This is a genomic window from Corallococcus sp. AB032C, assembly GCF_003668935.1.
Lineage (GTDB): Bacteria > Myxococcota > Myxococcia > Myxococcales > Myxococcaceae > Corallococcus > Corallococcus exiguus.
Window position 1 is genome coordinate 676 of the sequence record NZ_RAWP01000119.1, and the last position, 13,620, is coordinate 14,295.

A 13,620-nucleotide genomic window follows, 5' to 3' on the forward strand; every position below is an offset into this window, starting at 1 on the left:
TTACTTCTTGCCCGCGTCGCGGAGCGCCTTCATCAGCAACTCCGCCACGGACTGGACCACCGGATCGCGTAGCAGCGTGTAGTGGGTGCCCGGCAGGCGATGCGACTCCAGCCGGTCTCCCACGAGCGCCGCCCAGCCACCGTCTCCCGTGCCCGTGTCATCGACGAGCTCTTCCGCCTGGAAGCGCACCAACCGCTGATCCATGGCGGGCGGGTGGTAGCGCCGGGCTGCTTCGAGGTTCGCCTCGAAGACCTGGAAGAGGGCCGTGGCGTCCACTCCGGGTGGCAGCGCGCCGGACCGGGCCGCGGACTCCAGCACCTTCGCGAGCGCCGCCTCAGGCTCCAGCGTCGCCAGCTCCGCCGTGTCCACGTCCAGGTCCGCCAGCGACACGCCCATCAGGTCCTGCGCGAACATGCCCACCGCCAGCGTGCGGTCCAGGTCCGGCTCCGAGTCCGACACCGTCTCCGGTACGTACGAGTCGATCATCGCCAGCAGCTCCACCGCTTCACCTGCTTCGCGGAGCTGGTGCGCCATCTCGTAGGCGATGACGCCGCCCAGGGACCACCCACCCAGGTGATACGGACCGTGGGGCTGGACCCCACGCACCACCCGCACGTAGCTGGCGGCCAGGGCCTCCACGGTGTCCAGCGGCTGATCCGCGCCGTCGAGGCCTCGGGCCTGGATGCCGTAGAAGGGCTGATCCGGTCCCAGCCTCCGCGCGAGCTCCGCGTAGGCCAGCACGTTGCCTCCCACCGGGTGCACGAAGAAGAACGGCGGCGCGCTGCCCGTGCCTTCCTTCGTGAAGGGCACCAGTGGCGTGAAGGGCTTCGGCTCTGCCTCTGCCAGCAGGACCGCGAACCGCTCCACGCTGGGGGCCTGGAAGAGCGCCGACAGCGGGAGCTTCCGGCCCGTCTCCCGGTGCACCGCCGCCATCAGCCGCACCGCGAGCAGCGAGTGCCCGCCCAGTTCGAAGAAGCTGGTGCGCACGTCCACGGTGGACACGCCCAATGCCTCCGCCCAGAGCGCCGCGACCCGCGCCTCGACTTCGTTCCTGGGGCCCACGTGGGTCTCGGGGCTCACGGGTCCGTCCACGGGGACGGGCAGCGCCTTGCGGTCCACCTTGCCGTTGGGCGTCAGCGGCAGGACGGGCAGGGCGACATAGGCCGCGGGCACCATGTACTCCGGCAACGAGCGCTGCAGGTGTCCCCGCAGCGTCGCGGTGTCCACCTCTGGCGTTACATACGCCACCAGTCGCGGGAGTCCGGGGACGTCCTCACGCAGCAACACCGTCGCGTCGCGGACGCCCGGAGACGCACGCAGCGCGGCCTCGATTTCGCCCAGCTCGATGCGGTAGCCGCGCAGCTTCACCTGGAAGTCGACCCGGCCCAGGTACTCCAGGGTGCCATCCTGCATCCACCGGACCCGGTCGCCCGTGCGGTACATCCGCGCCCCGGGCTCCGTGCTGAACGGATGGGGGATGAAGCGCTCCGCCGTGAGGTCCGGCCGGTGGCGGTAGCCGCGCGCCAGGCCCTCGCCCCCGATGTAGAGCTCGCCCGGGACACCCACGGACACGGGGTTCAGGTTCGCGTCCAGGACGTACGCGCTCAGGTTCAGCAGCGGGCGACCGATGACGGGCGTGGACATGGGGCTGCCCTGGATGGGGGCGATGGTCGCGTTCACGGTGACCTCTGTCGGGCCGTAGGCGTTGAAGGCCCAGGTCCGATCCGTCGCCGTGAGCGTGCGCCACGTCACCTCGTCCATGGCTTCGCCGCCGATGGAGCAGAGGCTCGGCACATGCTCGCGCTCCAGCAGGCCCGCCTCCAGCAGCAGCTGGAACTGCGACGGCGTGGTGTCCAGCAGGTCGATGCGGTGCTGCTCCACCCACGTGAGCATCGCCTCCGGATCCCGCCGCACGGTCTCCGGGACGAGGAGCAGGCAGTGTCCGTCCAGCATCAGCGACAGCTGCTGCACCGACGCGTCGAAGAAGTACGGCGCGTTGACGCTGACCCGCAGCGGCCGGGACGACGCCCGGTCGAAGCAGGTTTCATTCATCGCGCGCCGCAGGTGCGCCAGCGAGCGGTGCTGGATCATCACGCCCTTGGGCGCGCCCGTGGAGCCCGACGTGTAGATGACGTAGGCCAGATGCTCCGGCCGCACGCCCGACCGCGGGTTGCCCGGCGAGGACGACTCGATGCGCCGCGCGTCCGCGTCCAGCCGCACCACGTGCCGCGTCGGTGGCTGCCACGACTCCACCTGCGCCTGGGTAGTCACCAGCACGGCCGCGCCGCTGTTCTCCAGGATGAAGGCCTTGCGCGCTTCAGGTGCCGCCGGGTCGAGCGGCACGTATGCGCCGCCCGCCTTGAGGATGCCCAGGATGGTGACGATGGCCTCTGTCGAACGCTCCAGGCAGAACGCCACCGGCACGTCCGGGCCCACGCCCAGCGAGCGCAGGTAATGCGCCAGTTGGTTCGCGCGCACGTTGAGCTGGTGGAACGACACGGAGGTGTCGCCCATCACCACGGCGGGCGCCTTGGGCGTGCGCGTCACCTGCTGTTCGAAGCGCGCGTGGAAGGGCACGTCGACTTCGAAGGGAGCCGTCTCGCCGCTCCACTCCTCCAGCACCCACTGGCGCTCCTCCGCCGTCAGCAGGGGCAGGCTGTCCACCTTCGCGTCCGGCCGGGTGACGGCGGCTTCCAGCAGTTGGAGGAAGTGCTCCGAGAGCCGGCGGGCCGTGGCGGGTTCGAAGAGGTCCGTGGCGTAGGAGAGGGCGCCCTCGAAGCCCCGCTCCGTGCGGGCCATGCTCAGGTCCAGATCGAACTTCGTCGAGGACAGGTCCACCTCCACCGGACGCAGCGTCAGCTCCGGCAGGCGCACCTCCGCTTCCGGCAGGTTCTGGAGCGCGAAGAGGGCCTGGATGAGCGGCGTGCGCGACAGGTCGCGCGCGGGCTGCACGGCTTCCACCAGGCGCTCGAAGGGGATGTCCTGGTGCTCGTATGCGCCCAGCGTGGTGGCGCGCACTTGCGAGAGCAGCTGGCGGAACGACGGGCGGCCGTCGAACCGTGCGCGGAGCACCAGCGTGTTGACGAAGAAGCCGATGAGGCCCTCCGTCTCCGCGTGGCGCCGGCCCGCGATGGACGTGCCCACCAGCAGGTCCTCCTGACCGGAGTACCGGTGCAGCAGCGTCTGGAAGGCCGCGAGCAATAGCATGAAGGGCGTTGCCCCTTCGCGCTGGGCCAGGGCCTCCACCGCTTCGCTCAACGACTGCGACAGGCGCACCGGGAACGTCGCGCCCCTGGCGGAGCGCTGGGGCGGGCGCGGCTTGTCGGTGGGCAGGGCCAGGGCCTGCGGGGCTCCGGCCAACTGCTGCGTCCACCAGCCCAGCTGCGCGTCCAGCACTTCGCCCTGGAGCCAACCGCGCTGCCACACGGCGAAGTCCGGGTACTGCACCGGCAACGGAGCCAGCGGCGAGGGCTGGCCCTGCCGGAAGGCCTCGTAGAGCGCGGTGACTTCGCGCACCAGGATGCTCATGGACCAGCCGTCGCCGATGGCGTGGTGCATGCACAGGAGCAACACGTGCTCCTCTTCGCCCAGCTTCAGGAGCGTGAGGCGCGCCAGCGGGCCCACGGCGAGGTCGAAGGGCTTCATCGCGTCCTCGCTCGCGAGCCGCACGGCCTCCGTCTCTCTCTCGTCGTCGGGCAGGCCCGTCAGGTCCACCACCGACAGGACTCCGGTGGGGGCGGGGTGCACGTGCTGGCGGGGTTCGCCGTCGTGCGCTTCGAAGGTGGTGCGCAGCGCTTCGTGGCGTTCCACCAGCGCATCGAAGGACTGCTGGAGCGCGGGCACGTCCACCGCGCCGGAGAGGCGCAGCGCCGTGGGCATGTTGTAGAGCGCGCTACCCGGGTCGAGCTGATCGATGAACCACAGCCGCTGCTGCGCGAACGACAGCGGGTGCGGACCGGGCGTCGCGGCGGGACGCAGCGGTGGCAGGGCGTTGGCCTCCGGTGCATCCGGCAGCCGCTGGGCGAGCGCCGCCACGGTGGGGGACTCGAACAGCGCGCGGACGCCCACGTCCACGCCGAAGCGGGCGCGGATGCGGGAGACCAGCTGCGTGGCCAGGATGGAGTGGCCGCCCAGCTCGAAGAAGTGGTCGTTGCGGCCCACCACTGGCACGTTCAATAGCTCCTCCCACAGCGAGGCCAGGGCCACCTCCGCGGGCGTCGCCGGGGCCTCGTACGAGCGCGCGGCACGCAGCCGCGCCTCCGGTGAGGGCAGCGCCTTACGGTCCACCTTGCCGTTGGGCGTCAGCGGCAGGGCGGGCAGGGCGACGAAAGCCGACGGCACCATGTACTCCGGCAGGTGCCGGCGCAGGTGCTCGCGCAACCCTTCCGTGTCGCCTTCCGCCACCACGTAGGCCACGAGCCGCGCGTCGCCCGGCACGTCCTCGCGCACCAGGGCCACCGCGTCACGGACGCCCGAGTGGGTGCGCAGCGTGGCTTCGATTTCGCCCAGCTCGATGCGGTAGCCGCGCAGCTTCACCTGGAAGTCCAGGCGGCCCATGAACTCCAGCGTGCCGTCCGGCCTCCAGCGACCCTTGTCGCCCGTGCGGTAGATGCGGGCTCCGGGCTCCGCGCTGAAGGGGTCTGGCACGAATCGCTCGGCCGTCAGGTCCGGACGGCCCAGGTAGCCGCGGGTGACGCTTTCGCCGGAGAAGCACAACTCGCCCGGCGTGCCGAAGGGCACCAGGCGCTGCCTCGCGTCGAGCACGTACGCATTCAGGTTCGCCACGGGCCGGCCGATGAAGGGCTCCGTGCGGAGGCTCCCCTGGATGACGACGCCCGCCGTGCAGACCGTGCACTCCGTGGGGCCGTAGCCGTTGAAGACGCGCGTGCGGTCCGTCGCGGCCAGCTTGCGCCACGCCTCCGCGTCCAGTGCGTCGCCGCCCATCATCACGAGGGGTGGCACCCAGGCCCGCTCCAGCATCCCCGCCGCCAGGAGGGGCTTGAGCTGCGCGGGCGTGCAGTCGAACGAGTCGATGCGGTGCTGGTCCAGCCACGCAAGCATCGCCTCCGGGTCCACGCGCAGCGCGTCCGGGACGATGTGGAGGCAGTGGCCGTCGATGAGCTGCACCACGCGGTCCATCACCGCGTCGAAGTACAGCGGCGCGTTGACGGTGACGCGCTGGCCTTTGGGCTGGCCCGCGTAGAAGGCGCGGATGAAGGCCCGGTGCATGTTGAGGATGGTGCGGTGTTGCACCATCACGCCCTTGGGCGTGCCCGTGGATCCGGACGTGTACAGCACGTACGCCAGGTGCTCCGGGCCCGTCAGGGCGGGCGGGGGCTCATGCGAGAGGGCGCCCAGGCCGGTCTGCTCGACGTCCAGCCACACTTCGTGGACGCCGTCGGGGCTCCAGTCCCCGCAGGCGGCTTCGGTCGTGACGAGCACGGCCGCGCCGCTGTCCTTCAGCACGAAGTCCCTGCGCGCCGCCGGGGCGGAAGGATCCAACGGGACGAAGGCGCCACCGGCCTTGAGCACCGCGAGGAGCGCCACGATGGCCTCCACCGAACGCTCCAGGCACAGCGCCACCTTCACCTCTGGCCCCACACCCAGCGAACGCAGCCGCCACGCGAGCTGGTTCGCCCGCGTGTCGAGCTGCCGGTACGTCAGCGACGACGCCTCGAACACGACAGCGGGGGCATCCGGGGTGCGCGCCACCTGCCGCTCGATGAGGCCGTGCAACGTGGCGTCCCGTTCGAAGTCCACCAACTCGCCGCTGCCCACGCGCACCAGCCGCACCAGCTCCTCCGGCGAGACGAGCGACACGTCCGCCAGCGGCAGGTCCGGCGCGTCGCACACGGCTTCCAGCAACCGCCGCAGCTGGGCGAAGAGCCGCTCGATGGTGGCCGTGTCGAACAGCTCCGCCGCGTAGCCCAGGTGGCCCTCGTAGCCGTCCGCCGAGCGGCTCAGGTTCAGGGCCAGCTCGAACTGCGAGGGGGCATCGCCCTCCAGGTGGGCTGGCGCCACGATGAGGCCGGGCACCGCCAGCTCCGGCAAGGGGGCGTTCTGGAGCGCGAACATCGCCTGGAACAGCGGCGTGCGGCCCAGGTCACGCTCGGGCTGGAGCGCCTCCACCAGGTGCTCGAACGGGATGTCCTGATGCTCGTACGCGCCCAGCGTCGTGGCGCGCATCTGCGCGAGAAGCTCGCGGAACGTCGTCCGTGCGCTGAAGCGCCCGCGCAGCACCAGCATGTTCACGAAGAAGCCGATGAGGCCTTCCGTCTCCGCCTGCCGGCGGTTCGCGATGGGCGAGCCCACCAGCACGTCGTCCTGTCCGGACGTGCGCGACAGCACGGCCTGGAACGCAGCAAGCAGCGCCATGAAGGGCGTGGTGCCTTCCGCTTGCGCCAGCGCCTCCACGCGCTCGCTCAGGGCGCGCGGCAGCGACACCTGGATCCGCCCACCGCGCCGATCCGCACCGGCCGTCCGCGGCCGGTCCGTGGGCAGGTCCAGCACGAAGGGGGCCCCGGACAACTGCTGCTTCCACCACTCCACCTGTGCCTGGAGCACGCCGCCCTGGAGCCAGCCGCGCTGCCAGACGGCGTAGTCCGCGTACTGCACTGGCAGCGGGGACAGCGTCACGGGCTGGCCCGTTCGCAGCGCCGCGTAGAGGGCCGTGAGCTCCCGCACGAGGACGCCCAGCGACCAGCCGTCGGACACGATGTGGTGCAGGTGCAGCACCAGCACGTGCTCGCGCGCGTCCAGATTCATGAGCAGTGCACGGATCACCGGCCCGCGCGTCAGGTCGAACGGGCGGAGCGTCTCCGCGTGGCCCTGGCGCTGGGCTTCGGCCTGCTTCGCGGCGCGACTTCCCAGGCCCGTCAGGTCCACCAGCTCCAGGGGGACGTGGCCCTCCGGGTGGATGTCCTGTACCGGCTTGCCCGCCTCCATGCGGAAGGTGGTCCGCAGGGATTCATGCCGCGCCATCAGCGCGTCCAGGCTTCCGCGCAATGCTTCCACGTCGAGGTCGCCGGTGAGGCTCAGCGCCAGCGGCATGTTGTAGAGCGGGCTGCCCGGCTCCAACTGGTCCACGAACCACAGCCGCTGCTGCGCGAAGGACAGAGCCGGCGCCGACGTGCGCGACACGGGGACCAGCGGCGGCGCCTGGGTGCGGCGGGCATCCACCAGCCGCTCCGCCAGCGACGCCACCGTGGGCGCGCGGAACAGCTCGCCCAGTGGCAGCTCTAGACCCAGCGATGAACGGATGCGCGCCACCACCTGCGTGGCCAGCAGCGAGTGCCCACCCAGCTCGAAGAAGTCGCCGTGGATGTCCACGGTGTCCAGGTGCAGCACCTCCGCCCAGATGTCCGCGAGTGCCTTCTCCAGCGCGCTCCGGGGCGTGGCGGATGCGGGGTCCGCCACACGGGTCTTCGGCGCGGGCAGGGCCTTGCGGTCCACCTTGCCGTTGGGGCTCATCGGCAACTTCGGCAGCACCACGATGGCGGACGGCACCATGTAGTCCGGCAGCTGCTTCTGCACGGCTGCCCGCAGCACGCCCGTGTCCAGGCCTTCACCGCTCACCACGTAGGCCACGAGGCGCTTGTCGCCGGGCACGTCCTCGCGCACCACGGCCACCGACTCTTCGACCTCCGGCGACTGGCGCAGCACGGCTTCGATTTCGCCCAGCTCGATGCGGAAGCCGCGCAGCTTCACCTGGAAGTCGGCGCGGCCCAGGAACTCCAATGTCCCGTCACGCAGCCAGCGCACGCGGTCGCCCGTGTCGTAGAGGCGCGCTCCGGGTTCAGCGGCGAAGGGGTGGGGAATGAAGCGTTCGGCGGTGAGGTCCGGGCGCTGGAGGTAGCCCCAGGCCAGTCCGTCTCCGCCCACGTACAGCGTGCCCGGCACACCCGGCGGTACGGGCTGGAGCGTCGCGTCCAGCACCCACGCCGTGGAGTTCGACAGCGGCCGGCCAATGGGCACCGAGCGGCCCACGGTGTCACCCGCGCGCAGCGTGTGCGTGGCGGAGAATGTCGTGTTCTCCGTGGGGCCGTAGCCATTGACCAGCACGGCGCCTGGAGGCAGCCGCTTCAGGTGTTCGCGCACTCGCTCCACGGGCAGCACGTCGCCACCCGCCAGCACCTGCCTCACGCGGGCCAGCGCGTCGCCCTGGTGCAGCACCATCTGCTCGAAGAGGGCGGCGGTGAGCCACAGCGTGGTGATGCCCTCGCGCCGCAGCAGCGCGCCCGTGTCCCCGAGCGACAGCGCGCCCGCGGGGGCCACGACCAGCGTCGCCCCGTTCAGCAGCGCGCCCCAGACTTCCAGCGTGGACGCGTCGAACGCGATGGGTGCCAGGTGGAGGAAGACCTCCTCCGGACCGAAGTGGATGAAGTCCGCACCGCGCACCAGGCGCGTGATGCCCCGGTGCGGCACGCTCACGCCCTTGGGCCGGCCGGTGCTTCCCGACGTGAACATCACGTAGGCCAGCGCCTCCGAGGACACCGCCAGGTCCAGCGCCGCTTCGGACTGCCTCGCGATGACAGCGGCGTCCGCGTCCAACAGGACCTGGAGGTCCGTGACGGCCGGCAGCTCGTCCGCCACCGCATCCTCGGTCACGAGCAGGCTGACGCCCGCCTCGCGCAGCACCCACGCGATGCGCTCCGCGGGGGCCTGGGGGTCCACCGGCACGTAGGCCGCGCCGGCCTTCAGGATGCCGAGCAGCGCGGTGATGCTCTCGAATGAACGCTCCACGCACAGGCCCACCCGGTGGCCGGGCCGCACGCCCTGACGCCTCAGGTGATGCGCGAGCTGGTTCGAAGCCCGGTCCAACGCCGCGTAGGACATCCGCCGCTCACCGGCTTTGAGCGCCGTGGCGTCCGGCGTGCGCGCGGCCTGCTCGGTGAAGAGCGAGGCCACGGACGCGTCACGCGGGAAGTCGCGGGAGGTGCCGCTCCAGTCGGAGAGCAGCCGCTGACGCTCCGCCCTGGTGAGCCACGGCAGCTCCGGCAGCCGCGCGTCCGGCGAGCGGAGCGCCGACTCCAGGAGCACCCGCAGGTGCTCGACCATGCCGGCCACCGTGTCCGGATCGAACAGGTCCTGGTTGAAGCCCAGCACGCCTTCGAAGCCATCCGGCCCTCGAGCCAGCACGCATTGCAGATCGAAGTGGGTGGACTCCTTCAGATCCTCGCGGGCCTTGAGCGTCAGTCCTGGCAGCGCCAGCTCTGGCATGGGTGCGTTCTGGAGCGTGAACGTCACCTGGAAGAGCGGTGTGCGGCCCAGGTCGCGCTCCGGCTGGAGCACCTCCACCAGCTTTTCGAAGGGGAGGTCCTGGTGCTCGTAGGCGCCCAGCGTGGTGGCGCGCACCGCGTCCAGCAGCTCGCGGAAGCGCTGTGTCCCGCGCATCCGGGTGCGCAACACGACTGTGTTCGCGAAGTAGCCGATCAGCGACTCCGACTCGGCGTGGCGACGGCCCGCGATGGGCGACCCCACGAGCACGTCCTCCTGTCCGGAGTACCGGTGCAACAGCAACTGGAACGCCGTGAGCAGCACCATGAACGGCGTGGAGGACGCTTGCCGCGCGTACGCCTCCACCGCTTCACTCAGCTCCCGCGACAGGACGAGGGGCTGGGAGCCGGCGCGATAGGCCCCCTGAAGTGATGGACGCGGGTGGTCCGTGGGCAGCTCCAGGTAGGGGGCGGCGCCGTCCAGTTGGTCGCGCCAGTACGCGACCTGCGACTCCAGCACCTCGCCCTGGAACCAGGCGCGCTGCCAGAGGGCGTGGTCCGCGAACTGCACCGTCAGCTCTGGCAACGGCGACGGCTGCTCCGCCGCGAACGCCGCGTAGAGCGCGCCCATCTCCCGCACCAGCACACCGGTGGACCAGCCATCCGTGACGATGTGGTGCGTGTTGAGCAGCAGCACGTGCTTCGTGGCCCCGAGCTTCATCAGGAGCCCTCGGAACAGTGGGCCCTGCTCCAGGTCGAACGGGGTGGAGGACTCCTCCCGGGCCAGCCGCGATACCTCCGCTTCCCGCGCCTCATGTGTCGGGAGCGCGGACAGGTCCGCGTGCCGCAGGGACATGGGGAACGGCGGGTGGATGACCTGCGACGGCGTGCCTTCGCGCGACTGGAACGTGGTGCGCAGCGCTTCGTGGCGGCGCACCAGTTCGTCGAACGCGGCCAGCAGGACGATGACGTCCAGCGAGCCGTCCAGGTCCATCAGGTGCGAGATGCTGTAGGCGGTGCCCGCGGTGCCCAGCTGCTCGACGAACCACATGCGCTGCTGCGCGAACGACAGCGGCAGCACGTCCGGCCGTTCCGCGCGGACCAGCGAGGGCAGCGCGGAAGCGGACGCATCCTGCTGCTGGGGCTGTTGGAGCGCGTCGATCCGGCGCGCCAACTCCGCCACGGTGGGGCCCTCCAGCAGCGCCCGCAGGGGCAGCTCCATGCCGAAGCGCGCACGCACTCGCGACACCAGCTGCGTGGCCAGCAGCGAGTGGCCGCCCAGTTCGAAGAAGCCGTCATGGCGGCCCACCGCCGGGACGCGGAGCACCTCGCTCCACAGCGAGGCCAGCGTCACCTCCGTGGGCGTCGAGGGCGGTTCGATGACGCGCTCGGAGGCCGGGGCAGCCTCGGGCGAGGGCAGGGCGTCGCGGTCCACCTTGCCGTTGGGGGTCTGGGGCAGGGCGTCCAGCACAACGAACGCGGCGGGCACCATGTAATCCGGCAGGGTCCGCCGGAGGTGCTGACGCAGGGTCGCCGTGTCCACCTGGGGCGCGATCCAGGCGATGAGCCGGTCCTCGCGAACCAGCACCACCGCGTCCCGGATGTCCGGGTGCGAGCGCAGCGCGGCTTCAATCTCCCCCAGCTCGATGCGATAGCCGCGCAGCTTCACCTGGAAGTCCAACCGGCCCAGGTATTCCAGCGTGCCGTCCTCGCGCCAGCGGGCCTTGTCACCCGTGCGGTAGAGCCGCGCGCCGGGCTCCGTGCTGAACGGATCCGGCACGAAGCGTTCGGCCGTCAGGTCCGGTCGGCCCAGGTAGCCACGCGTGATGCCTTCGCCGCCGAGGCACAGCTCGCCCGGTGTTCCCAAAGGCACCAGTCGCTGGTGCCCGTCGAGCACGTACGCGTTGAGGTTGGCCAGCGGACGACCGATGACGGGCGTCTCCTGGGCCGCGTCCTGGATGCGCCAGTCCGCCGCGTCCACCGTGCATTCCGTGGGGCCGTACTCGTTGAACGCCCGCGTGCGGTTGGATGCACGCAGCTGGCGCCAGGAGCTTTCGTCCACCGCCTCGCCACCGACGGAGATGACTCCCGGCACGTGGGCGCGCTCCAGCAGGCCCGAGGCCAGCATGAGCCGCAGCTGCGACGGCGTGCAGTCCAGCACGTCGATGCGCTGGCCCTCCAGCCACGCAACCATCGCCTCCGCGTCCTGCCGCACGTCCTCCGGGACGATGTGCAGGCAGTGGCCGGCGAGCAGCTGGACCACCTGGGCGATGGAAGCGTCGAAGTGCAGCGGCGCGTTGACGGTGACGCGCTGTCCCGGTGCCAACCCTGCGTGGAGGCTGCGGGTCAGAGCCTGATGCAAGTTGAGGACCGACCGGTGCTGCACCATCACGCCCTTGGGCGTGCCGGTGGAGCCCGACGTGTAGATGACGTAGGCCAGGTTCGCCGGGCCCGCCGCCGGCGGCAGGTTCTCAGCAAACCTGTCCGACTGTCCGACAGGTTCGCTGGCCTCGGCTCCCGACGCGGCCTTCCCAAACCTGTCCGACTGTCCGACAGGTTTTGCGTCCAGCCGCACCAGGTGGGGCACCTCTGGGTGCCACGCTTCTTGCAGAGCCCGCGTCGTCACCAGCACGCTCGCGCCACCATCCTTGAGGACGAACGACTTGCGCGCGGCTGGGGCCGACGGGTCCACCGGAACGAAGGCGCCTCCGGCCTTGAGCACCGCCAGCAGCGCCACGATGGCCTCCGCCGACCTCTCCAGGCACAGACCCACTGTCACCTCAGGGCCCACTCCCAGCGACCGCAGGTGCCAGGCGAGCTGGTTCGCCTGCGCGTTGAGCTGGCGGAAGGTCAGCGTCGTCCCGCCGAACACCACGGCGTTGGCGTCCGGCGTCGCGGCGGCCTGGCGTTCGAAGCGCGCATGCAGGGTGGCGTCGCGCTCGAAGGCCATGGCGTCGCCGGTGCCGGTGCGCAGCAGCCACGCGCGGTCCTCCGCGGGCAGCAGTGACACGTCCTCGATCCGGGCGTCCGGCTGGAGCAATCCCTCCAGCGCTTGCCGCCACTGGCCCAACACCCTCTGCATGGCGCCCGCGTCGAAGTGGCCCGCGTCGTAGACCAGCTGCAACTGGAGTTCTTCGCGCGGTATCACGGTGGCCGACAGCGGGTAGTTCGTGCTGTCGCCGAACTCCAGGTCGCGCAGGTCCATCGCGGTGAAGCGGCGCAACACCGACTCGTCGAACGGGTAGTTCTCGAAGACGAACAGCGACTGGAAGAGCGGCTGTCCTCGGGGGATGTCGCTCCAGCCATGCGTCGAGACCAGCGGCGAGTACTGGTGCTGCTGGATGCCCAGCAGCTTCGCCTGGAGCGACTGGAGCCACGGCAGCACGGGTTCGCCATCACCGGGCAGCGTGATTCGTACCGGCTGCGTGGTGATGAGCAGGCCCAGCATGGCGTCCGCGCCCGGCAGCTCCGGCGGACGGCCCGCGAGCGTCGTTCCGAAGAGCACGTCTCGCGTGTCCGCGTGGCGCGCCAGGACCAGCGCCCAGGCCGCCTGCGTCAGCGTGTTGAGCGTGAGCTGATGCCGCCGCGCGAAGGACTCCAGCGCGGTGGTCATTGGCGCCGGCAGCGTCACCCTCACGTCGGGCCGCTTCTCGGACGTGCTGGGCCGCACCAGGGACGCAGGCCGCACCGAGGGCAGGGGCGTGGGCGCCGACAGGCCCGTGAGCTGGTCTCGCCAGAAGCGCTCGTCTTCCACCAGATCCCGGCGGTCCAACCACGCGATGTAGTCGCGGAACGGAGGCCGGCCCATGGGCGGCGGCGGAGTCCCGGCGTGCACGGCGTCGTAGAGGGCGAAGACCTCCTGGAAGAACAGGCCCATGCTCCAGCCGTCCATCAGCAGGTGGTGGTGGCTCCAGAGGAAGCGCCAGCGCGACTCGCCCAGGCGCACCACCGTCATCCGCGACAGCGGCGCCCGAGACACGTCGAAGCCGCGCGCACGGTCCTCCGCCGTGAGCTTCGCCAACGCGGCCGGCTGTTCCGCCTCTGGCAGGTGGCGCCAGTCGTGGACGATGAACGGCAGCGTGGCTTGCGAGTGCACCACCTGGAGCGGCGACTCCAGGCCCTCCCACACGAACGCGGTGCGCAGGATGGGGTTGCGGTCCACCGCCGTCTGCCACGTCCGCTGGAGCAGCGCGATGTCCACGTCCGAGTGGCTCGACCACCCGGCCTGCTCGAAGTAGTAGGCCGCCTCCGGATCATTCAGGGCGTGGAAGAGCATGCCCTCCTGGAGCGGGGACAGCGGGAACACGTCCTCCACCGTGGAGCCCTGCGCCGCCAACACCGCGTCCAGCGCGGCCTGGGACAGGCGGGCCAGCGGGAAGTCGCCGGGAGTGCGCCGCCGCGCATC

At 71.1% G+C, this 13,620-nt stretch carries 1 protein-coding gene (only partly in view); it reads right to left on the reverse strand.

What is annotated here, in order from left to right:
• On the reverse strand, positions 1 to 13,620 hold the 3' end of the coding sequence (locus tag D7X99_RS35260; RefSeq protein WP_304997927.1) for a non-ribosomal peptide synthase/polyketide synthase. Its footprint extends 15,309 nt past the window's final position; 13,620 of the gene's 28,929 nt are visible here — the last part of the coding sequence; its start codon lies beyond the right edge, outside the window — the gene reads right to left on this strand; the stop codon is at positions 1 to 3.